The following is a 21836-nucleotide window of genomic DNA, read 5'->3' as shown; positions in this document are numbered from 1 at the left end:
CTCCCTGCCTGATATAAATGAAAAGCTGGCCGGGGACGGCCTTCACCAGAGGAGAAATGCACCATGACTTGGGAAGTATTGAGCATGATTGGCACGATTGCTTTCGCAGTAAGCGGCGCGATCATTGCCATGGAAGAAGAATATGATATTTTAGGGGTTTACATACTCGGGATCGTGACCGCGTTTGGCGGAGGCGCCATCCGCAACCTGCTGATCGGGGTGCCGGTTTCAGCCCTCTGGGAGCAGGGGATGTTCTTCCAGATTGCCCTGCTGTCCATTACTGCGGTATTTATGTTCCCTAATAATCTGTTAAGGCACTGGCAAAAATGGGGGAACTTCTTTGATGCAATCGGCCTTTCTGCCTTTGCGATCCAGGGTGCGATTTACGCATCGGAAATGGGCCACCCGCTCAGCGCGGTCATCGTGGCTGCTGTCCTGACCGGAAGCGGCGGAGGCATCATCCGCGACCTTCTTGCCGGGAGGAAGCCGCTGGTGCTGAGATCGGAAATCTACGCAGTCTGGACCATTCTCTGCGGCTTTGCCATCGGGCTCGGGCTGGCAGACTCTGCCGTCGCATTATACAGCCTGTTTGTGTCCATCACCCTTCTCCGGGTGCTGTCATACACCTATCACTGGAAGCTTCCGGCGAGGCGGCTTGGCGCAGCCAGGCAATAAAATACAGAAAGCAAAAAGCAGGCCCGGCAGCCTGCTTTTTTTTCTTACAAGATAAGAAAATATAACTTTTACGAATTTGATTACTGTCTAGCTCCAGCGCCTACCCCCTCGAGGTCACAAGCCAATCATCCCAAAAAGGCAAAGAACGCCTTTCCGGGATGATCGTCTTGTGCTTGTCGGGGGTGAGCAAGGCGCTTGCGCTTTTCTTACATATCTTCTTCAAACATTAAATCATTGCTTCTGATCGTCATCAGCTCATGCCGGTCAAAATGGCTTTGCATCAGCAGCCTCATCGCCTGGGCACGGATCGATTTTTCAAGGATATTACGGATATAGCGCCCATTGGAAAAAGCGGTGGTGCTGATATCCGATTTTGCCCAAACAAGATGCTCCCTCAGCTTCTTCTCCGCTTCATGGCTCAGGGAATATTCTTTTTCCACCAGCATCTTTTGCGCGATTTCCATCAGCTGCTCGATTGTGTAGTCAGGAAAATCGATGACGAGCGGAAATCTTGAATGCAGGCCGGGATTGAGTGTGAGGAAATAGTCCATTTCCCTGGAATAGCCTGCAAGGATCAGGATGAACTCATGCTGCCGGTCCTCCATATGCTTGACAAGCGTATCTATCGCTTCTTTGCCGAAGTCTTTTTCCCCTCCCCTGCCGAGTGAATAGGCCTCATCTATGAAAAGAATGCCGCCGATTGCCTTCTTGATAAGGTCACGGGTCTTTTGTGCAGTGTGGCCGATATATTCACCGACCAGATCGGCTCTTTCCGCCTCGATCAGATGGCCTTTGGCAAGCACATTCATTCTGAGGAAAAGCTTGCCGATCAGCCTGGCGACCGTCGTTTTCCCTGTACCCGGGTTGCCCTTGAACATCATATGCAGAGCCTGCTTCCCCGCCTTCAGGCCTGTTTCTTCCCTTTTCTTGTTCACATATATCCATGCATAAATTTCTTTTATCATCCGCTTCATTTCTTCCATGCCGACAAGAGCTGCGAGCTCTTCCTCAATTTCTTTAAGTGCTGCATGCTCCTGAGGCAATACCCTTGGAACAACTTGGATGTCCGGGCTTTCCTTTGTGAATGGCTTCCTTTTCTGCGAATTGAGCACAATGCTGATCTGGCCATTATTTTTCATGCGTATCGGCTGGTCCAAAGCTTTCACCTCACTATTTCCCACCAGTATACTCCCTGAAGCTGACTCTTGTGACAAATGCCTATCTTTCAGGCAGAAAAAAAGCCACATTTACTGCTGAAGCGACATAATATCGGGTTTTTCTCCCTGCAGGAGCCTCCAGATGTCATATCCTGCGGTTTCCCGAGAAATAACCGTTATTTTTATATATATTCACAAGCCTCCAAAATCATTAAAGAAAGTTGCTGAAAAGGGAAATTGTTCTTTTAATATAAAAAGCCCGCTTCCCGGAAGAAGCGGACTTGCGTTTATAGTATGGACTATTGCTGTCCTTCAAGATCGATCTGGACGTTGCGCTGCGGAGAAAAAGTGGAAATGGCATGCTTATAGACCAGCTGCTGCTTCCCTTCTGATTCAAACAGCACCGTAAAGTTATCAAACCCTTTGATCTGGCCGCGCAATTGGAATCCGTTCAAAAGGAATACAGTCACCCCTGTGCCGTCCTTGCGAAGCTGGTTTAGAAATTGGTCTTGAATATTAACGGATTGTTTCATGATAAATCCTCCTCTTTTGTCTCTAATATTATGTATTCGATTTTATTTGAAGCTTTCCTTCAATATACGCAGAAATTTCCGCGATTTTTTTTTCAAGCAAGCCTGGATCGGATACATGTGTCATATCAAACCATTCCACATTCATCTTGTTTCGAAACCAGGTCAGCTGCCTTTTTGCGTATCTGCGTGAATTTTGCTTCAGATTTTCGACCGCGCCATCTAAAGAGATGCGGCCGTTTATGTATTCGTAGACTTCCTTATAGCCGATTGCCTGGATTGACTGGCAGTCCTTCAGCCCCTGCCTGTGAAGGGCTTCGACTTCTTCGAGAAGGCCTTCGTCCATCATTTTATCGACCCGGCTGTTGATCCGCTCATACAGCTTTTCCCGGTCCATGGAGAGCCCGATGATGCTTGTATCATACAGCAGCTCAGGTACCTGCTGTTCCTGGTACTGGGACATGGTCTTTCCTGTACAATGGTATACTTCAAGTGCGCGGATCACCCTTCTTGTATTATTGGGGTGCATTTTTTCGGCACTGGCAGGATCGATTTCACAAAGTTCCTTGAATAGGCTCTCTGCCCCTTCTGCTTCAAGGCGCTTTTCCAGCTCACCCCTGAATATGTCATCTGACGGGGCTTCGGAAAATTGATAGTCATATATGACCGATTGTATGTAAAGGCCTGTTCCCCCGACAATCATAGGCATCTTCCCCCGGGAAGCGATGCAGGCGATTTCCTTTCTGACGAGCTCCTGGAATTCAGCTGCTGAGAAGGGTTCATTCGGCGCTTTAATATCAATCAAATGATGGGGAATCCCATCCATTTCATTTTCTGTAATTTTGGCTGTCCCTATATCCATGCCTTTATAGATCTGCATAGAGTCGCCGCTGATGATTTCGGCACCAAACCTTTTGGCCAGTTCGATGCTGAGCCTGGTTTTGCCGACAGCTGTCGGGCCGATCAGCACGATCAATTTCTGCTTTGTATCCAATCCATTCACACTGCCTTTATCTTTCATTCTCTGGGCCATAAAGGCTGATGATCCTTTTGGCTTTCCTATATCCTACCATAACTTGCCGCTGCAGTTGAATATCTATGCAGTATTGCCATCAAGGATTTTCTTTATTCAGCCAATTCCTCCCTTTTATTTTACCATTTATGATAAAAATTTCATCATTCATTACATTTATTTAACGATTCGATAACATTCGTCAGAAGACCCCCTTTTTCGTGCTAATGTTACAGAAGATTATTAGGCAATCATAATGAAAGAATAGGTGATAGGATGATTTCAACTTCTGAAATTGGAATTGACTTAGGAACTGCTAATATACTGGTATACAGCAAAAATAAAGGCATCGCCCTCAACGAACCTTCTGTTGTGGCCATTGACACAGATACAAGGAAGGTGCTTGCTGTCGGCACGGAAGCAAAGGAAATGATAGGCAAGACGCCAGGCAAAATCGTTGCCATTCGTCCTTTGAAAGATGGAGTGATTGCAGATTATGATATTACGACCGAGCTGCTTCGCCATGTCATGAGACAGGCATCGAAAAAGCTTGGCTTTGCCATCCGCAAGCCGAATGTGGTGGTCTGCACACCTTCAGGCTCAACAAGCGTTGAAAGAAGGGCCATCCATGATGCTGTCCGGAATGCAGGAGCAAAGAAGGTTCACCTGATTGAAGAGCCTGTAGCTGCAGCAATCGGGGCAGGGCTTCCGGTCGATGAACCGGTCGCGAATGTAATCGTCGATATCGGCGGAGGATCGACAGAAGTGGCGATCATTTCATTTGGAGGCGTGGTAGCCTGCCATTCTGTCCGCATAGGCGGGGACAGGCTTGATGACGATATTATCCAATATGTACGCAAAGAGTACAATGTCCTGATCGGGGAAAGAACAGCCGAACAGGTCAAAATGGAAATCGGCTATGCACTCATCGATCATGAAGAAATGAAGATGGACATCCGCGGCAGGGATCTGGTCACAGGACTTCCGAAGACCATTACTCTTACATCCTTTGAAATCAGGGATGCAATGAAAGAATCCCTGCTTCATATCCTTGAAGCGATCCGGGCCACTCTTGAAGACAGCCCGGCAGAGCTGAGCGGCGATATTGTAGACCGCGGCGTTATCCTGACAGGAGGCGGCTCACTGCTGAATGGCATGCAGGACTGGGTTTCACAAGAAATCGTCGTCCCCGTCCACCTCGCGTCCAGCCCGCTGGAATCTGTAGCAATCGGGACAGGCAAGGCGCTTAAGTTTATTGATAAACTGCAGACAGCAGTAAGATAAAGTGCTGCTCTTAAAAATACAGCCCATAAACGGACTTTCAACTAAGCCGTTTTATGGGCTTTTTTTTATGGACAGCCGCTGCTGCATAATTTTTTGCCTCATTGGAAATAATCAACAACTAGGTAACATGATAGGAGGCGCGCACTATGTTCAAAATGGTCCAGGACCTGAATGAAAGAGCCAGCCGGCTGGAATTGGAATACTGGCTGAATGAAGATTTATTCAGTCCGCACTGGTGGTTCATTACTATCTTAAATCTATTATTCGTACTTCTGTTATTGGTTCTGATTGACCGCTGCAGACTGACGCAAATGAGCCTTGCTTTCCTTATAAGTTTTATCCTTGTCGGGATTGTGGATGAATTAGGCTATTTTTATGGCCTGTGGACTTATCCGCATCAGTTTATAACCGTCCTGCGCTCGTTCAATGCTGTCGATTTTGCGGTTATCCCGGTGATGATCACTTTAAGCTACCAATTCTTCCGCAAATGGAAAAACTATCTGATCGCCAACGCTGCCGTTTTTCTATTCGTCTCATATATCATGATTCCATTGTTTGTCCATTATCGTTTATACATTTTGTATAAATGGAATTATACTTATTCGTTTTTATCACTATTTGTTTTAAGCATAGTGGTAAAAGCTTGCTCCGACTGGATTTGCAGACGTGCAAAGAATCACTAAAAGACAGCTTCCTGGGCTTTGCCTGTTTGTTTATCCCCAGTCATGGGTTCAGTCGGACAGATTTTTTTGCAGCAGGTTATATTTTATCAGAAGAGCGGCTAGGTCCATTTTGCTTCGGTCCAGGTGAAAAGCTTTTATCCCAGACCTGCCGGCTCCATCAATATTGATCATTATGTCATCTATAAAGACACTTTCCTCCCCTTTAACGTCCATACAGTCAAGGGCTTTCTGATAGATAGCAGGATCCGGCTTTTCAGTATATACAAAAGCCGAAAGGATAATGCTTTTAAAATAATGCCGTATCCCCAGCCTGCTGAAAACCTTGTCCATGCTCGGCATCGCATTCGAGATGACGGCAAGTTGATAGTTCCTGCTTAGCTTTTCCAATAAAGGAATCACCTCAGGGTAAAGCTCACAGTGGGCTGCATAATGAGTTGCAGAAAACAATTCATCTCCTAGTGCCTCATCACCGAGCTCCCTTGCCATCGTCCCATAAAACCTTTTATAAAAGTCCTCTTCTTCCTGAAAAGACGTCACAAAGGGTGTCTTTATCCCTTTAGCCGCCATAATGCTCTTCTCTATTTCTGAAAGGCTGTATCCTTTCTTCACCAGAAACTCCGTAACCCTTTTCCCCAGTTTAACAGGTGTATCAAAAAGTACACCGCCAGCATCAAAAAAGATGCAACGGACTTTTTGCTCCGATTTATCTATTTTTTCCTTCTCAGCATTCCCCATATTTTTCCTCTGTTTCTCTCAGCTCTGCAATCCTTTTCACAAAGCTTTCCTTGTACTCTGTATACGCTTTAATGCCTGTGGAGGTCTTCTTTATATAATCAAGCTTCAGCTGTACATATTCTTTTCTTGCATCTTCGTTCTCATTTAAATAGTCCCTGAAGAAAAGGAGATTCTTCCAGAGTTCTCCTTCATATTCGACAAGATGCAGGAAATGGGTTTTGATTTTGTAATCTACATCCGCAAATCTGGCAAAAACCATTTCCCCTGCTCGTTTGACTTTCAATTGAAGAAATCCTGCGGCTCTCAGTCCGCTAATCAATTGTTTATCAATAGCAGCCAGATCTTCAACAGCTAGCATAACATCAATGATCGGTTTGGCTGGGATGTCTGTGATGGCCGTGCTGCCAATATGCGCGATATGGCTGTCAGGGATATTTGTGTTTTTCAGCAGATCTTTGCGCACCTTTTGAAATTCTGTTTTCCAGCCTGGTGAATGGTCTGCCAGCCTCACTTCATCAGGATTTAAGCCGAGCAGCATACCATATCCGCCCCCTTCCAGTTCTTATTCTTTATTTCGCTGTTCTTGCCTTATTTCCCTTCTGCCGAAATCATTCTGTAGGTGTGTAAAAGGGATGCAGGCAGAAATCAGGAGCTATGTTTACATAATGTTATTATTGTAAACTTTAACTTTAGCTCATATTGACAAATTGTTCTGACACTATACACTATGAATAACCAATTGAAAGGATGATCGGATGAAATTTTACATCGGCTCAAGTTTTGCCAATACTCATCAGGTCCGGGAGCTGGCGGCATTCTTAAAGGAGCAGGGTTTTCGGCAAACCTATGACTGGACCAGCAATAGCCGGGCTGAAGATGCGGAGGAGCTCCGCTCAATCGGGGAAGCTGACTTTGCAGCAGTGAAGGAAGCTGACTTTGTTGTCATTCTCCTTCCGGCAGGTAAAGGAAGCCATATTGAGCTCGGGCTCGCCCTTGGCTTTGGAAAACGGGTGTATCTATACGCTGAGGAAGATTTGAAGGATAGCCCGGCTGAAGCTTCCACCTTCTATTTTTTGCAGCAGGTTATCCATCTGAGCGGCACATTTGAAGAGTTGAAAAAGGAGCTTATTAAAAGAGAGTGCATAACAGAAAGCAGATAAGACAGGAAATCGGGCGTTAAATGCATGGCTGCCCTTCCTGCCAGAAGGGCATATCGTGTTTATTCTTCCATTGCCATATTATCCATCCTCATGGCGATGGTACCTACCCCTATCAATACGCCTGACTGATCGACCAGAGGATAGCCGATGAAGCAATAATTATAAGATTCTCCGTTGTGGAAACAGCTGTCATAGATGGAGATGGTCTTTTGAGTATCGATGACCTTCTGTTTCAGGTTGAGTATTTTCTTTGCATCAATCGTGTAATTAAGCTCATCATCCCTGGCACCGATAAAATGCTGGACCTTCTCCATGCCGGTCGGATTATAGACCCATGTATAGCGGAGGTCCAGGTCGCTGTGGGCAAGGATGCTCCGGGTCTGGAAGAATGCATCCTGAAAAGCATTGGTATCTGAGAAAAGGAGCAAAGGATCAATGTTAAGGACCCTGCCGATCGATCGGCTGATTTCTTCGCTCGGATTCCTCAAGCCTGATTCAACTTGTGAATAATAGGCTCTGTCTATATGAATCAGCTCTGCAATTTCTGCCTGGGTCAGATTTCTGTTTTTCCTGAGTTTCACAAGCCAATATCTTTTCATTTCATTTCGCCTCCTTTTCTATCATATAGAAAGCCCTTCCTCTGTGGGAAGGGCTTTCTGCAGGATTTCATAAAACTTTTAAAATATAGGTAAGACATGACAGACTCTACATGACTCTTTTAAACATCTTTTCCATTTCATAGGTAGAATAATGGATGATAATCGGACGGCCATGCGGGCATGTGAACGGGTCCGATGATTTGCGGAGCATATCCAGCAGAGCCTGTATCTCATCATTGCGTAAATGGTGGTTGGCTTTAATAGAGGCTTTGCAGCTCATCATGATGGCTGCCTCTTCCCTCAGCTTTTTCACATCGGCCTTTTTCATGGAAAGCACTTGTTCAATCATATCCTCTATGATCTGCTGCTCTTCTCCCTTAGGAAACCACTGGGGGTGGGACCTGACAATGAATGTGTTCTGCCCGAAGTGTTCCAGGAAGATCCCGACCTTTTCAAGCTCAGCAATATGCTCATTGATCTTGATATATTCATCTGCAGGGTACTCAAAGGTCAGCGGAACGAGCATTTCCTGAAGCTCGCTTTCCACCTGGCCGACTTTGTCCCTGAAATACTCGTACTTGATCCGCTCCTGGGCAGCATGCTGGTCAATGATATAGAGTCCGCGGTCATTTTGGGCAAGAATATAGGTGCCATGCATCTGGCCGACCGGATATAATGGCGGCACCCTGTGAACGGCAGCAGCTTCCGGCTCGGCTGTCCCCTCGATTACCTCTTCTTCATCATCTTCCAAAAAGGGTTGGCTTCCTGCAGGCTGTTCTGCCTTGAATGGAAAGGCAAGGCTGTCCTTCCGCAGTAAGTCCTGCGGCTTAAATGCCGGTGCTTCCTCATGCTGCTGGACTGCTGTTTCCTCTTTGATGAACATCGGCTGTCCGGATTCAGATGGGGCCTGCATTCTGTCATTCTGCCTGTGCTGAGCCTGTTCCTTATGTTCCATCTCCTTTTCCGGAAGATGGTCAAGTTCAAAAAAGGTCTGCTCTGACTTCGGCTTTTCCGCCCTTGCCGGGGCAAAGCCGGCAGGAATCAGTTCCTGTGACTTGAAGGCCTCTTTAATGGTACCTGCTACAAGCTCATTCAGTTCATGCTCCTTGCTCAGCCTGACCTCCATTTTGGAAGGGTGGACATTGACATCCACAAGCAGCGGATCCATCTGCACATTCAAAAGCACAATCGGATAACGCCCGATCGGCAGCAGGGTATGATAGCCTTCCTGGATCGCTTTAACCAGCGGGTAATTCTTGATGAACCGGCCGTTGATCATCGTTGAGATATAATTGCGCGAAGCGCGGGTGATTTCCGGGAGCGCGATATAGCCATGAACATGGAAATCCAGCGAGCTTGCTTCGACGGGAATCATTTTTTTGACGATATTCATGCCATAAATGGAAGCCAGCACCTGCTGGACATTTCCGTTCCCGGCTGTATGCAGGAGCTTCCGGCCATTATGGACAAGGCGGAAGGACACCTCGGGATGGGCAAGTGCGAGGCGGTTGACCACGTCGGTAATGTTTCCAAGCTCCGTGTGGATCGTCTTCATATATTTCAGGCGGGCCGGTGTATTATAAAACAGATCGGAAATGGTGATATCTGTCCCTTTCCGGCTCGCCGCCTTTTCAAATTCCGCAACCTTTCCGCCTTCAATCAGGATCCTTGTGCCTGCATCGCCTGTCGAGGTCTTCAGCTCCAGCCTGGAGACAGAGGCGATGCTGGGCAGCGCCTCACCCCTGAAGCCGAGCGTCCGGATGCGGAACAAATCATTTTCATCTTTGATCTTGCTTGTGGCATGGCGCTGGAAGGCCGTCATCACATCGTCTTCTTCAATGCCTTCCCCGTTGTCAATGATGCGGATTTTTGCCAGGCCCGCCTCTTCTGCATCAATTTCGATCATGGTGCTTCCCGCATCAATGGAATTCTCCACCAGCTCTTTTACGACAGATGCCGGCCGTTCGACCACCTCACCTGCGGCAATTTTATTGGAAAGGGCATCATCGAGCTGAACTATCTTCCCCACGAGCAACACCTCCTCTTTCTATTTCTTCGTACTTTTTGCCGTTTTTTGCAGTTCATATAAAGTGTTCATTGCATCAAGCGGCGTCATTTCAAGAATATCCATCTTGGCCAGCTTGTCCAGGATTTTCTTTTCGGCCGGGCTAAAGCTTGCTTTCTTCGGCTCTGCCGGGCCATCAAAGAATGACAGCTGGGCATCGTGAACTTCTGGAGCCGGTGAAGGTGCTGAGTCTGCCGAGGGCAGTTCCTGTATGCCTGCCGCGACTTTTTCGCGGACGGGCTTTTCAGCGGGTTCTCCCTCTTTCTTTTCAAGCTGCTCCAGTATTTCATTTGCCCGGTCAATCAGTTCTGCAGGCAGCTCAGCCAGCTGGGCGACGTGAATGCCATAGCTTTTGTCTGCTGCTCCTTCTTTAATTTTATGAAGGAACACGACCTTGCCGTTTTGCTCGATGGCACTCACATGGACATTCTGCAGATCAGGGAGCTCTTCTGCAAGCACCGTCAGCTCATGATAGTGGGTCGAGAACAGGGTCTTGGCCCCGATCCGTGAATGGATATACTCGATGATCGCCTGGGCCAGCGCCATTCCATCATAGGTGGAAGTCCCCCGGCCGATTTCATCGAAAAGGATGAGGCTGTTCTGTGTTGCATTGGCAATCGCATTCTTCGCTTCCAGCATTTCAACCATAAAGGTACTTTGGCCGGAGATCAGATCATCCGCAGCCCCGATCCTCGTGAATACCTGGTCAAAAATCGGCAGCACCGCCTCTGATGCCGGAACATAGCAGCCGATCTGCGCAAGGATGCTGGTCAGGGCAACCTGGCGCATATAGGTGCTCTTACCGGACATATTCGGTCCTGTGATCAGGAGCAGCTCGCGGCCGTCTCCCATCACACAGTCATTCGGGACATATTCCTGGCTGTCCATCACTTTTTCCACGACAGGATGGCGCCCTTCCTTCACGCTGATTTCCCGATTATCGGAAAAAACTGGGCGGACATAGTGGCGGTCCTCGCTGATCTGCGCAAAGCACTGCAGCACATCAAGCTCGCTGACTGTCCTTGCGAGTGACTGCAGCCTCGGGATATATTCCTTCACATGGTCGCGGACATGGCAAAACAGCTCATACTCAAGCTCGGTAATGCGCTCTTGCGCTTCAAGGATCAATGTTTCCTTCTCCTTCAGCTCAGGGGTAATATACCGTTCGGCATTGGCGAGGGTCTGTTTCCGGTCATACCGGCCTTCCTCAAGGAGGTGGATATTAGCCTTCGTTACTTCAATATAATAGCCGAATACCCGGTTATAGCCGATTTTTAAAGACTTGATGCCCGTACGTTCCCGCTCCTGGGCCTCGAGCTGTGCAATCCAGGTCTTACCGTTCCGGCTCGCATCGCGGTACTGATCCAGCTCATCATGGTAGCCATCCCTGATCATATTCCCGTCCTTCACGGAGATCGGCGGATTATCGACAATCGCGTTTTCAAGAAGATCCGTGATTTCTTCACATGCATCAAGCTTCTCAGCCAGTCTTTGTGCATCCTCATTCTGCAGGCTCCCGACAAGTTGCTTCAGCAGCGGGACCTGAAGAAGCGAGCTCTTCAGCTGGATCAGATCGCGGGCATTTACATTTCCGAATGCGACACGTCCGGCAAGGCGTTCAAGATCGTATACCTCTTTCAGTTTTTCACGCAGATCCTGCCTGGCGAAATAGTCATCCAGCAGGGATTGGACAAGCGAGTGGCGGCGTCCGATCGCATCTCTGTCGATTAAGGGGCGGTCGATCCACTGCTTCAGCATCCTTGCTCCCATCGCCGTCTTTGTTTCATCCAGAAGCCATAAAAGCGAACCTTTTTTCCCTTTCGATCTGATCGTTTCAGTCAGCTCCAGATTCCTTTTGGAAAAATAGTCGATCTTCATGAATTGATGCACCTGGTATGTGGAGAACGGCTGCAGGTGGTCAAGGCTCCGTTTCTGTGTTTTGAACAGATAATTCAGCAGCCTTGCCGCTGTCTCCCTGAGCTTGTCCTGATTAAGGCTATCCAATAGGGGAGCGCTCATTTCCGTTATGCCTGCGTCCTGTTCATAAGACACGGCCGCGACAGAACGCTCCCTGAATTTGCGTTCCATTTCCGGGTCGAAGCCGGAGGAAACAATCACTTCCTTGGCACCTGACATCGAAAGCTCATTCAGAACTTCTTCCTGGCCGGCAAGTAAGGTGATTTTATTTTCTCCTGTGGAAAGGTCATTGCAGGCAAATCCAAACGAACCGTCTGAAAATGTGGAAATGGATGCAATATAGTTATTTTCCTTTTCATTGAGCCCGCGCCCTTCCATCAAGGTACCGGGCGTGACGAGCTGCACCACTTCCCTCTTTACCACACCCTTGGCCTGGCGGGGGTCCTCTGTCTGTTCGCAGATGGCTACTTTATAGCCTCTTTCCACCAGCTGCTCTATATATTGCTGCGCTGAATGGTAGGGAACCCCGCACATCGGGATTTTCTCTTCCACTCCGCCATTCTTGCCTGTTAGTGTAATCTCCAGTTCCTGTGACGCCCTGATGGCATCCTCAAAAAACATTTCATAGAAATCCCCGAGCCTGAAAAATAAAAAACTATCAGGATAGTCTGCTTTTACTCGTAAATACTGCTGTATCATCGGCGTGTAAGCTGCCATAATATCCTCCAAACAACATCTCTCATTATTTCTCTTCAGCTATCTATTATAGCATAAGCGAAGCTATCATTGTTTGCTGAGGGACATGATGACAGCAGGCAGAAATACGGGTTAGAGGGGATATCTGGCATTACTTTTTTTCTGGCAAAATATAATTTATCTCAAATCCCAGCTGTATTCATCAGCACAATCCTCCAGCCGTCAGGATCTTCGATGGTAATACCGCCCCTTCCCCAGTAGGGATTCTCCGGCTCTGCTTCCTGATAGCCCAAGGCTGAAAGCCGGGCAGCAGCCGCATTGAGTTTGTGAAGGTCAGGGATGTAAAGGACGAGCAAATGGTCTTTGGCAGGTGCTGGGAGTTCGTGTCTTTCATCCGTCTGGGTGAATTCAAGATGATATTGCCTGTCAGGAAGCCCGTACATAATGCCTTTATATCCTTCATGGTGGAATCCCCCCAGCTCCTTGAGCCCAAGACCATCTCCATAAAATTGCTTTATTTTTTCCAGCTGGTTTGTCGGCCTGGCGATCCTGACTTGAACAGCAGATACCGGCTGCTCCCACTCCCCTCTGACCTGTATCTCGTACGGAAGGTCATCGTCCATATAATGGGCATCCCTGCTGCCTGAGACGATTAATGTAATCGGATGGATCTCGGCTCCCCTGTCTGTCGGATACCAGCAGCGCCCTTCTTTTACGAGGACAAGGACACCTGCATCGTCCCCGTAAAAAGCAAATGAGCTGCTGTCTTCTGCATATCTATCCGCAAGAATCGGCTTCAGCTTCGCCTGCATTCCGGCAACGTCAGCCGAAGGGAAGCCGACTTCCCCGACATCATGCCAGCCCCCTGCCTGGCATCGCAATGCAGGACGCTCAAGGCACTCCAGTATATTGCCGTCCGGATCAGTGAAATAAGCCTGCTTTCCTTCCCAAAACATGCTGTATTCGCCCTCTTCGTTGGCAAGCAGGCAGCTTTCTGCTCCAAGCCTGCTGAAAATATGTTCAAAATAAAGTGCATCTGTCCGGAAGCAAAGGTGATAATAAGGGACTGTTTCCCCTTTTTCAAAAAACAGCTTTGTGCTTCCTGCCCTGACGGAAAACCACCTCTCAGTCTGGTGAATCAGCTCCATCTCAAGCACTTCTGTATAAAAGGCGCACATCTCTTCCAGATGGAAGCACTGCAGGTTAACCTGGTAAATCTGCATAAGAATCTCTCCTTTGTCTGCCAGTTCGGCTTCAGATTCATTATAAGAGAAACACTACACAGAAAATTCAGCCTAAGGACGGAGGCCGCCTTCGTCTTTTTGACTGGCTGATTCCTGAGAAAACAAAAGAAAACTAGGAAGCGGAACCTTCCTAGTTTACGATTATTCCTCTTCTGTTCCGACCAGGAAGTGGGGATTCAAATCCTCAAATTCCTCATCCTCGACATCAAGGCCCCATACTTCGTCATCATCGCAATCGCATTCGCCGTGGTACACAGCTACACAGACTTTCGTCTCGCCGATTACTTCCACAAGGAATTCCCTTTCCACGTGGACGATGATTTTGTTTCCGTTCGGGGAAATGACTGCTTCAACACAATTCGGCTGCTGGAGTACTTTGGCAATGACATCCTGATCATCTAAGCAGTCATGATCACGGTATTTAAGTTTGATGACATCTTTATATTCAACCCGTTCAGTAACGACTTCCGTCTTTGTGTTATCGTTATAGGAATACCAAACGTTAATGTCATAATAGCCGCAGATTTCAACTGTCTTGCCGACCTTTTTCGCCTCATACTTGTGGTTGATGATCCAACAGCCAAGGATGCTTGACGGGTGGTGTGCCGGGCATATCGTATGATTGGACTGGGTGAATTTGCGTCCCTTCGCTACGACGGCTTTTGTAATTATCTCTCTGTATTCTCCCATTGCGAGCGAACCCTCCTCATTCATTTTCAATTCATCCTATGCGGGATATTAGACTAGTGTGATTACAATTTTAAGGGTGCATGCAAAGCTTCTTGTAGGGTGCGATATACGGTATTCTATGCGGATACCCATGGTTTGGTGCCATGGGAACGGACCGGGGGAGCAACGGCTTAGGGAGACAGATGCCGTCCGTTTTAAAATAGGCAAAAAAAAAGACCCCTGCACCCAAAAGGGATGCAGGGATCTGCAGCATTAATGCTGGCAGCTGTTTTTGTTCTGGAGTTCTGCTCCTGTTTCACCGCTCAGGATATTGCCCCCTGTTGAAACGAGGATTTCATCTGTGACTTTATTGCTGATGGTGTTCGCAACAAGCTGAAGAAGCTCATTCACTTCCACCTGGGATTGCTTGAATTCCTGGACAACCGGAATCTCATCAAGCTGGCGCTCAAGTTCCTCGATTTTGGCTTCGGTCTTTTTCAAAGCTTCTTCTTTGCCAAAATGCTGCAGATTGACTGCCTGCTTCTGAAGTCCTTTTATGCTGGTGATCGCTGTGCGGACCTTTTCATTGCTTTGGATCTGTGCTTCCGCTCTTTTGAAAAAGTCCACTTCTTCTGTTTCTGCTATAATTTGTGCAAGCTCCCTTGCACGTGCAATGATATCGTCTTTAGTATATTTTCCCATTATTTCACCTCAGCTGGTTGAAGCTCTTCAACCATTTCTCCATTTAATGACCATGTTTTTGCATCTGTAATTGTAACAGAAACAATCTTTCCAATCGCTGACTTTGGCCCTTTAAAGTTTACAAGCTTATTCTTTCTTGTATACCCTGCCAGAACTTCAGGATTGTTTTTGCTTTCGCCTTCAACCAGGACTTCAACAGTCTGGCCGTGATACTTCTTCATCGCTTCTGCCGACATTTCACTAACAAGGGCATTCAGGCGCTGAAGGCGCTCTTTCTTGACCTCCATCGGCACATTATCCTTCATCTTGGCAGCTGGTGTGCCTTCACGCGGAGAGTAGATGAAAGTATAGGCAGCCTCGTATCCGACTTCCTTATAGAGGGAAAGAGTTTCCTCGAACTGCTCATCCGTCTCATTCGGATAGCCGACAATGATATCTGTTGTAAAAGTAGCATTCGGAATGGCCGCCCTGATTTTCCTTACCAGCTCCAGATACTGTTCGCGCGTATATTTCCTTGCCATGATTTTCAGGACATCTGTTGAGCCTGACTGGACAGGAAGATGGATATGCTCAAGAAGGTTGCCGCCTTTGCTGAGCACTTCAATCAAATGATCATCAAAATCACGCGGATGGCTTGTAGTGAAGCGGATCCTCGGAATATCAATCTTCCTGATTTCATCCATCAGATCGCCAAGGCCGTACTGGAGGTCTGCAAAATCCTTGCCGTACGCATTGACATTCTGGCCAAGAAGGGTGATTTCCTGATACCCCTGGGCGGCAAGCTGGCGCACCTCCTGGATGATTTCTTCAGGACGGCGGCTCCGCTCCTTGCCCCTTGTGTAAGGAACAATGCAGTAGGTGCAGAATTTATCGCAGCCGTACATGATGTTGACCCAGGCCTTGATATTGCCTTTGCGGACTTTAGGAAGATTTTCAATGACATCTCCCTCTTTGGACCACACTTCAACGACCATCTCTTTAGACATATAAGCTTCCTGGAGAATGTTCGGAAGTCTGTGTATATTATGCGTGCCAAAGATCATATCCACCTGGTCATAGGTCTTGAGGATTTTATTGACCACTGATTCTTCCTGCGACATGCAGCCGCATACGCCAAGCAGCAGGTCAGGGCGTTCTTTTTTCAGGTGCTTCAAATGGCCGAGCTCGCCGAATACTTTGTTTTCGGCATTCTCACGGATTGCACATGTGTTCAGGAGAATGACATTTGCATCCTCGACAGTATCAGTCGGCTCATAGCCGAGACTGAGGAAGATGCCGGCCATGACTTCGGTATCATGCTCGTTCATCTGGCAGCCGAATGTCCTGATATAGAATTTGCGGTTATTTCCCATGCCCTGGAATTCAGCCGGAATATTGAAATCTTTATGATAGCGGACCTCTTCTTTCCCGCGTTTTTTTGCATCTTTCAAGGAAGGAGGCGCATATACGGTTTCAAAGTATCGGCTGTAGTCCTTTTCGGATTTTTTGTCCGAAGGATCGGCAGCAGCAGCCAGCTGGCCTTCCATCCGCTGTTTTTCGTTCATAGAAAGTACCCCTTTCTTCTGTCTATCCAAACGCTAATCGCTGTTTTCATTTCTATCATGTAAGCGCAGTTAAAATGTTGTACACATTATAATAGTATAAGGGTTTAAAACGCTGAAAACAATAGAAATCCTGTAAGGATACTGACTCTATTGGCACTTTGGCTGCTGAGGCTGATGGATGGATTAAAAGGCATGGGCTTTTCAGGCAAGTCGTTCACTTTCCGTGGAGAAACACTGAAAATGGCATATGAGACGCTTTGAGTGCGTACTTGCTCTTAGCAAATACAGCAGATGGAAAGCTGAAGAGTGAGTAACCAGTGATAGAGAACTAAGGGGAAATTTTACTGCTAATCGCAGATTAGAGCGGTTTTTGGGTAAAATAAGAGGAGTTTTTCCCTCTATTAAAAGAAAAGCCCTCTATTTTCACACTTCCAAGTCCAATAAGAGGAATTTCTCCCTCTATTTAAGGGGTTTTCAGTGCTATTTTTCAAATAAGAGGAATTTCTCCCTCTACTTTTCTTCATCAGCAGGGAACCTGGTTTTACAGTTCAATTATCCAGAGATGGGAGCATAAGATCAACCCTTTAAAAAATAGCCCGGGATATCCCAGGCTATTTTGGTTTATTAATTATCATGCTATTTCCATTACTAAACGTGTGTTGTTCAGGTGTTGGCTCTATATTATCTGAACTATTTACTTAGCAGGGACCCTGCCTTTCACAGTGTTTTCCGTTCCAGGACCTCCGCTTTCCGCGGGGCGGCCCAGCGCTGTTCCAGCTCACATAAATTCAGCTGTCAGTTTGCCGAAATGCTCTTCATCGAGCTTCAGGTCTGCATGGGCAAGCGGTGTTTCGGAATAGCCAGGGAGCATTTCCTGATAAGATTTGCGCTCTGTATCCTGGTAGATCAAGCCTGTGACAAGTCCGTCATGCTTCATGAGCGTCTGCATGGCCATGGAGCGGTCGGAAGAGTCATAGCCTTCTACATCTGCGAGCTTTGTCAGGTTTTCCTTGAACCAGTCGTACGTATTCACTTTATTATAAGTCACGCACGGGCTGAAAACGTTGATGAGCGAGAAGCCTTTATGCTTGATGCCCGCTTCGATCAGCGCAGTCAGATCCTTCAGGTCAGTCGAGAAGCTTTGGGCTACAAATGTTGCCCCGGCTGTCAGCGCCATTTCCATCGGTGAAATAGCTTGCTCGACAGAGCCGTGCGGCGTGGACTTTGTTTTGAATCCGGCTGCAGACCTTGGTGATGTCTGCCCTTTTGTCAGTCCGTAAATCTGATTGTCCATAACGATGTAGGTAATATCGACATTCCGGCGGATGGAATGGACGGTATGCCCCATCCCGATGGCAAAGCCGTCACCGTCGCCGCCGGAAGCGATGACTGTCAGATCGCGGTTCGCCATTTTAAGGCCCTGGGCAATCGGGAGTGCGCGCCCGTGGATGCCATGGAATCCATAGGAGTTGATATAGCCGGAAATCCTGCCGGAACATCCTATGCCGGAAACCACCGCAAGGCTGTCCGGCTCGAGACCGACATTGGCAGCTGCCCGCTGGATGGCGGCCTGGACAGAGAAGTCTCCGCATCCAGGGCACCAGTTAGGCTTGACGTTATTGCGAAAATCTTTAAATGTGGCCATTTAGAACAGCTCCTTGCAAGTGGTATGGATTTCATTCGGCAGGAACGGATTCCCGTCATATTTCAGGATCTTATTGATTTTTTGATGCTGGCCGACATTCATTTTGATGATGTTTGCCAGCTGGCCTGTTGCATTGTTTTCAATCACAGCCACCTTTTTGCTAGACTCCATCAGAGGTCTGAGCTCTTCTGCCGGGAACGGGTGGATCAGGCGGATGTGCGCATGATTTACCTTCAGGCCATCCTTTTCAAGGCGGCCCATTGCTTCTTCTATCGCTCCCCTTGTGGAGTTGAAGCCGACAATCAGGAGATCTGCTTCCTCATGCGGCGCATTTTTATGGATCGGATTGCTGAATTTGATATTTTCGACTTTCCGGAAACGCTTATTCATCTGATCTCTGCGGTTTGCTGCGGATTCAGAAGGCTTTCCAGTTTCGTCATGCTCCACGCCGGTTACGTGGTGGATGCCGTTCTTCGTGCCCGGCACCACGCGCGGGGATACGCCGTCTTCTGTCACTTCATAGCGCTTGAAGTATCCTTTGTTTTCGATTTCAGGCAGCTCTTCATCCACAAGCTTGCCTCTGCGGATTTCAACTAGGCTGAAGTCCAGCGGTTCGACTGTCTGTTTGCCGAGAGACAGCTGAAGGTCAGAAAGCATGATGACAGGGCACTGGTATTCTTCTGCCAGATTGAAAGCTTCTGCTGCATCATAGAAAGCTTCCTGGACCGTGCTTGGCGCAAACACGATCTTAGGGATTTCCCCATGGGTTCCATAGATCATCGCCATCAGGTCAGACTGCTCCTGCTTTGTAGGCAGGCCTGTAGAAGGTCCTCCGCGCTGTGTGTCTACGATCACAAGCGGCGTTTCGGTAATGCCGGAAAGGCCGATCGCTTCCATCTTTAATGAAAGCCCGGGTCCTGCAGAAGCAGTCATAGCCCTGACACCGCCATAGTTGGCGCCGATCGCCATAGTGACAGCCGCAATTTCATCTTCTGTCTGGATAACGCTCCCGCCAAGCGGAGGAAGCTTCTTGATCAGGTACTCCATGATCTCGGATGCAGGAGTAATCGGATAGGCCGCCATGAAGCGGCAGCCGCCGGCAAGAGCACCAAGTGCGATGGCGTCATTCCCGATCATGAACATGCGCTTTTTCCCATCAGCCTTTTCAAGCTCCATCAGCTCAGCGCCTTCGCCAGCCAGTTCCTTCATCCTGTCGAATCCGGCTTTGATGGCTTCCATATTCTTATCGACAACCTGCTGCCCTTTTCTGCCGAAAATCTCCTGGACAACTTCTTCAAAAACTTTGATATCCAGGTTAAGAATGGCACAAGTCGCGCCGACAGCGACCATATTTTTCATCAAAGAAGTCCCAAGCTCTGTGGCAAGCTCAGTAAAAGGTACAGCAAACAGCGATGCATTCGTATCCTCAGGCTTCTTCGGATCAAATTTTGCATCGGCGATGATGACGCCTTTATCATGAAGCTCTTTATAGTTCACATCGATCGTTTCCTGGTCAAAAGCTACTAAAATATCAAGATCGTCGGAGATTGAGCGGATCTGGGACGTACTGACCCGGATCTTATTATTCGTATGCCCTCCTTTGATCCTGGAAGAAAAATGCCGGTACCCATATAAATAATAGCCAAGGCGGTTAAGGGCTATTGAGAAGATTTCCCCTGTACTCTCAATTCCTTCCCCCTGCTGTCCGCCTACTTTCCAAGAAAGCTGCTTTAACATTCATTACACCCCTTCGGATTGTTCTATATATGTATAATTGTATGGTCTATTAATAAACCCCCGCAGCCTATCAAACAATGGAAAATAGCTTCAAAAAAGGTGCAAAAGGGTACTAAACGATTTCAATTCTAGACCGAACCCCCGAAAAAAGCAACCCTTTCCAAAGAATAAATCCCGGGAAAGGAGGTGAGCCTGAGACATTCCCGAGGCCCCGTCTGAGTGGTATTTTTGAAGGTTGTCCTTCATCAGTCCATCTCGTTTTTTCCTGCAGGAGGCAGCCTTTTTTCCATATTGCGAAAAAGGAATTTTTCTACTTGTATCTCAGAATAATGTTTTTGAAGTTCGTTTACTAGGTTCCCATAATATTGAAAAGAAGACAGCCCTTTTACTGTATCATCAATGCCGTCAAAATCTGATCCAAAACCGGTATGGTCTTCTCCTCCCAGGGAACAGACATGTTCTACATGCTTAAGGATGTCAGAAATCGCGGATTCTTTGGTCCCTGTCAAAAATTCCGGAACAAATGTCAGCCCGATGACACTGTCCCGCTCAATCAGCGCCTTCAGCTGATTGTCGTTCAAATTCCTTGGCACAGGGCAGAGGGCATGGCAGTTGGAATGGGAGGCAAAAGGTAATTCGGCCAGTTCCATCACATCCCAGAACCCTTTCTCAGAGAGGTGGGATACATCGCATAAGCACTGCTTTTCATTCAGGATCCCGACCGCTTTTTTTCCAAATGAAGATAGTCCTGCGCCTCTTTCCTCAAGGGCGCCATCTGCTGCATAATTGCTGTAATTCCAGGTGAGCCCCACAGAAGATACGCCTAGCCTTATCAGGGTTTTCAGCTTAAGGAGGTCATCTCCGATGCAGTCGCACCCTTCAAGTGTCAGGACTGCGCCGATTTCGTCCTCCTTCAGCTGATATGCCTGCCCTCTTTCCCTGATGTGCTTCATCTTCGGGAACGGCTTCAGCACCCTTTCGTAAAAAAGTTCAATCATATACAGTGCAGCATGGAACTTCATGTTCGGATGGACCGATTCCGGGACATAGACGGCAAAGCATTGAACCTTGGAGCCAGCTTTCTTAAGCTTCTCATAATCAATATGCAGCCGGCTGCTGCTCCTGAAATCAATTGAAGGATTAATAAACATTTTATAAAGGACGTCGCAGTGAGAATCAAAAATGTTCATGTTTTCCTCCCCTTTCAATATATCTGGATAGCAACTATATTCGATGGATGCTATTTCAATTCCTTTATTGGGACAGCACTGAATATAAAATAAAAATGGAACGGCACATGCATGAATGGAAAAAAGCCTGTTTGCTCTTTTTAAGCAAACAGGCAAAAATGATGTACTGCCGGCTATTTATTGCCCAAAGCAAAGGGCCGCTATATTTTGTATGCCTCTACTTTCCCTTTTGTTATCTTGGCTCAACAATCAGCTTGATCGCTGTCCGCTCTTCACCGTCAATCTTAATATCGGTGAAAGCAGGAATGCAGATCAAATCCACTCCGCTAGGCGCTACGAATCCTCGGGCGATCGCTACTGCTTTAACCGCTTGGTTCAATGCACCCGCACCAATTGCCTGGATTTCTGCGCCGCCTCTTTCACGCAGAACACCAGCAAGCGCACCAGCTACAGAATTAGGATTAGACTTTGCTGAAACTTTTAATATTTCCATTCCTAGCTCCTCCTTGTTTATCCCCTCCTGCATGCCCTCGGGATATATGCCCCGGGCACATCAGGTATATCATTCCATTGCTACTATATTCAGAGGATA

General features: G+C 47.5%; 20 protein-coding genes and 1 pseudogene. 4 read left to right on the top strand and 17 right to left on the bottom strand.

Translation table 11 applies throughout. The features are described from left to right. The first annotated feature begins 63 nt into the window (after positions 1 to 63). Positions 64 to 675, top strand: coding sequence for a trimeric intracellular cation channel family protein (locus tag FZD51_RS14720; RefSeq protein ID WP_148975469.1), 612 nt, complete (start codon positions 64 to 66; stop codon positions 673 to 675). 206 nt (positions 676 to 881) lie between these two features. Here FZD51_RS14720 and spoVK read toward each other — a convergent pair whose 3' ends face one another. The 3 genes from spoVK to miaA all read right to left on the bottom strand — a co-directional run bounded on the left by spoVK (position 882) and on the right by miaA (position 3395). Further along, positions 882 to 1832: a stage V sporulation protein K gene (gene spoVK / locus FZD51_RS14715; protein WP_094767522.1), complete on the bottom strand. Its 951-nt coding sequence runs from the start codon at positions 1830 to 1832 to the stop codon at positions 882 to 884. Positions 1833 to 2131: 299 nt separating this feature from the next. Further along, positions 2132 to 2365 (bottom strand): RNA chaperone Hfq, encoded by a 234-nt coding sequence (gene hfq, locus FZD51_RS14710; protein ID WP_022543740.1) that lies wholly within the window; start codon positions 2363 to 2365, stop codon positions 2132 to 2134. Between the two features lie 28 nt (positions 2366 to 2393). Then, the gene (miaA, locus tag FZD51_RS14705) at positions 2394 to 3395 is read right to left on the bottom strand and encodes a tRNA (adenosine(37)-N6)-dimethylallyltransferase MiaA (RefSeq protein WP_262380923.1); all 1002 of its coding nucleotides are present in this window, start codon (positions 3393 to 3395) and stop codon (positions 2394 to 2396) included. Between the two features lie 255 nt (positions 3396 to 3650). On the opposite strand from miaA, the gene mreBH reads away from it, so the two are divergent. Both mreBH and FZD51_RS14695 read left to right on the top strand, forming a co-directional pair. Further along, the gene (gene mreBH / locus FZD51_RS14700) at positions 3651 to 4658 is read left to right on the top strand and encodes a rod-share determining protein MreBH (protein ID WP_148975468.1); all 1008 of its coding nucleotides are present in this window, start codon (positions 3651 to 3653) and stop codon (positions 4656 to 4658) included. Between the two features lie 146 nt (positions 4659 to 4804). Continuing rightward, the gene (locus FZD51_RS14695; RefSeq protein WP_148975467.1) at positions 4805 to 5341 is read left to right on the top strand and encodes a CBO0543 family protein; all 537 of its coding nucleotides are present in this window, start codon (positions 4805 to 4807) and stop codon (positions 5339 to 5341) included. Between the two features lie 48 nt (positions 5342 to 5389). On the opposite strand, the gene FZD51_RS14690 is transcribed toward FZD51_RS14695, so the two are convergent. Both FZD51_RS14690 and FZD51_RS14685 read right to left on the bottom strand, forming a co-directional pair. Next, complete coding sequence (locus FZD51_RS14690) at positions 5390 to 6076, bottom strand: HAD family hydrolase (RefSeq protein WP_148975466.1); 687 nt, start codon at positions 6074 to 6076, stop codon at positions 5390 to 5392. After that, positions 6063 to 6614, bottom strand: a complete 552-nt coding sequence (locus tag FZD51_RS14685) for a GrpB family protein (protein WP_148975465.1) — start codon at positions 6612 to 6614, stop codon at positions 6063 to 6065. Before FZD51_RS14685 ends, FZD51_RS14690 begins: the two co-directional genes overlap by 14 nt. A 217-nt stretch (positions 6615 to 6831) precedes the next feature. On the opposite strand from FZD51_RS14685, the gene FZD51_RS14680 reads away from it, so the two are divergent. Further along, positions 6832 to 7236 (top strand): nucleoside 2-deoxyribosyltransferase, encoded by a 405-nt coding sequence (locus FZD51_RS14680; protein ID WP_148975464.1) that lies wholly within the window; start codon positions 6832 to 6834, stop codon positions 7234 to 7236. Between the two features lie 59 nt (positions 7237 to 7295). Here the strand turns inward: FZD51_RS14680 and FZD51_RS14675 are convergent, their stop codons facing one another. The 12 genes and pseudogenes from FZD51_RS14675 to spoVS form a co-directional block, all read right to left on the bottom strand. Beyond that, complete coding sequence (locus FZD51_RS14675; protein WP_148975463.1) at positions 7296 to 7835, bottom strand: helix-turn-helix domain-containing protein; 540 nt, start codon at positions 7833 to 7835, stop codon at positions 7296 to 7298. A 106-nt stretch (positions 7836 to 7941) separates the two neighbouring features. Continuing rightward, on the bottom strand, positions 7942 to 9864 hold the full coding sequence (gene mutL / locus FZD51_RS14670) for a DNA mismatch repair endonuclease MutL (RefSeq protein ID WP_148975462.1): 1923 nt from the start codon (positions 9862 to 9864) through the stop codon (positions 7942 to 7944). A gap of 18 nt (positions 9865 to 9882) precedes the next feature. Beyond that, complete coding sequence (gene mutS, locus FZD51_RS14665) at positions 9883 to 12534, bottom strand: DNA mismatch repair protein MutS (RefSeq protein ID WP_187445771.1); 2652 nt, start codon at positions 12532 to 12534, stop codon at positions 9883 to 9885. 161 nt (positions 12535 to 12695) lie between these two features. Beyond that, entirely contained in the window at positions 12696 to 13136 is a 441-nt protein-coding gene (locus FZD51_RS26895; RefSeq protein WP_262380944.1) for a VOC family protein, read from the bottom strand. A 288-nt stretch (positions 13137 to 13424) separates the two neighbouring features. After that, a pseudogene (locus FZD51_RS26890) lies at positions 13425 to 13736 on the bottom strand (VOC family protein); the annotation flags it as partial. 162 nt (positions 13737 to 13898) lie between these two features. Next, positions 13899 to 14447, bottom strand: a complete 549-nt coding sequence (locus tag FZD51_RS14655) for an outer spore coat protein CotE (RefSeq protein WP_009791515.1) — start codon at positions 14445 to 14447, stop codon at positions 13899 to 13901. A gap of 252 nt (positions 14448 to 14699) precedes the next feature. Next, the gene (locus FZD51_RS14650) at positions 14700 to 15128 is read right to left on the bottom strand and encodes a YlbF/YmcA family competence regulator (protein ID WP_148975460.1); all 429 of its coding nucleotides are present in this window, start codon (positions 15126 to 15128) and stop codon (positions 14700 to 14702) included. Beyond that, positions 15128 to 16672, bottom strand: coding sequence for a tRNA (N6-isopentenyl adenosine(37)-C2)-methylthiotransferase MiaB (gene miaB, locus FZD51_RS14645; protein ID WP_148975459.1), 1545 nt, complete (start codon positions 16670 to 16672; stop codon positions 15128 to 15130). The genes FZD51_RS14650 and miaB overlap by 1 nt, the downstream gene beginning before the upstream one ends. Before the next feature lie 778 nt (positions 16673 to 17450). After that, a complete protein-coding gene (locus tag FZD51_RS14640; RefSeq protein ID WP_009791518.1) occupies positions 17451 to 18317 on the bottom strand; it encodes a 2-oxoacid:ferredoxin oxidoreductase subunit beta in 867 nt (288 codons plus the stop codon). Continuing rightward, a complete protein-coding gene (locus FZD51_RS14635) occupies positions 18318 to 20054 on the bottom strand; it encodes a 2-oxoacid:acceptor oxidoreductase subunit alpha (RefSeq protein ID WP_148975458.1) in 1737 nt (578 codons plus the stop codon). A 245-nt stretch (positions 20055 to 20299) separates the two neighbouring features. Next, a complete protein-coding gene (locus FZD51_RS14630) occupies positions 20300 to 21244 on the bottom strand; it encodes a dipeptidase (protein ID WP_148975457.1) in 945 nt (314 codons plus the stop codon). 232 nt (positions 21245 to 21476) lie between these two features. After that, positions 21477 to 21737, bottom strand: coding sequence for a stage V sporulation protein SpoVS (spoVS, locus tag FZD51_RS14625; protein ID WP_009791522.1), 261 nt, complete (start codon positions 21735 to 21737; stop codon positions 21477 to 21479). Positions 21738 to 21836 lie beyond the last annotated feature (99 nt).

The organism is Bacillus infantis (genome assembly GCF_008180445.1).
GTDB classification, from domain to species: Bacteria; Bacillota; Bacilli; order Bacillales; family Cytobacillaceae; genus Bacillus_AB; species Bacillus_AB infantis_B.
Note: the sequence above shows the minus strand (reverse complement) of the source record. Positions and strands in the feature narration are given on the sequence as shown.

Bases quoted from the DNA above. Each gene is read 5' to 3' on its own strand.
- mreBH (WP_148975468.1), top strand. From the start codon at position 3,651: ATGATTTCAACTTCTGAAATTGGAATTGACTTAGGAACTGCTAATATA.
- FZD51_RS14695 (WP_148975467.1), top strand. From the start codon at position 4,805: ATGTTCAAAATGGTCCAGGACCTGAATGAAAGAGCCAGCCGGCTGGAA.
- FZD51_RS14680 (WP_148975464.1), top strand. From the start codon at position 6,832: ATGAAATTTTACATCGGCTCAAGTTTTGCCAATACTCATCAGGTCCGG.
- hfq (WP_022543740.1), bottom strand. From the start codon at position 2,365: ATGAAACAATCCGTTAATATTCAAGACCAATTTCTAAACCAGCTTCGC.
- FZD51_RS14635 (WP_148975458.1), bottom strand. From the start codon at position 20,054: ATGTTAAAGCAGCTTTCTTGGAAAGTAGGCGGACAGCAGGGGGAAGGA.
- FZD51_RS14720 (WP_148975469.1), top strand. From the start codon at position 64: ATGACTTGGGAAGTATTGAGCATGATTGGCACGATTGCTTTCGCAGTA.
- FZD51_RS14640 (WP_009791518.1), bottom strand. From the start codon at position 18,317: ATGGCCACATTTAAAGATTTTCGCAATAACGTCAAGCCTAACTGGTGC.
- miaA (WP_262380923.1), bottom strand. From the start codon at position 3,395: ATGGCCCAGAGAATGAAAGATAAAGGCAGTGTGAATGGATTGGATACA.
- spoVS (WP_009791522.1), bottom strand. From the start codon at position 21,737: ATGGAAATATTAAAAGTTTCAGCAAAGTCTAATCCTAATTCTGTAGCT.
- FZD51_RS14655 (WP_009791515.1), bottom strand. From the start codon at position 14,447: ATGGGAGAATACAGAGAGATAATTACAAAAGCCGTCGTAGCGAAGGGA.
- mutS (WP_187445771.1), bottom strand. From the start codon at position 12,534: ATGGCAGCTTACACGCCGATGATACAGCAGTATTTACGAGTAAAAGCA.
- FZD51_RS14690 (WP_148975466.1), bottom strand. From the start codon at position 6,076: ATGGGGAATGCTGAGAAGGAAAAAATAGATAAATCGGAGCAAAAAGTC.
- FZD51_RS14630 (WP_148975457.1), bottom strand. From the start codon at position 21,244: ATGAACATTTTTGATTCTCACTGCGACGTCCTTTATAAAATGTTTATT.
- FZD51_RS14650 (WP_148975460.1), bottom strand. From the start codon at position 15,128: ATGGGAAAATATACTAAAGACGATATCATTGCACGTGCAAGGGAGCTT.
- FZD51_RS26895 (WP_262380944.1), bottom strand. From the start codon at position 13,136: ATGGACGATGACCTTCCGTACGAGATACAGGTCAGAGGGGAGTGGGAG.
- miaB (WP_148975459.1), bottom strand. From the start codon at position 16,672: ATGAACGAAAAACAGCGGATGGAAGGCCAGCTGGCTGCTGCTGCCGAT.
- FZD51_RS14675 (WP_148975463.1), bottom strand. From the start codon at position 7,835: ATGAAAAGATATTGGCTTGTGAAACTCAGGAAAAACAGAAATCTGACC.
- FZD51_RS14685 (WP_148975465.1), bottom strand. From the start codon at position 6,614: ATGCTGCTCGGCTTAAATCCTGATGAAGTGAGGCTGGCAGACCATTCA.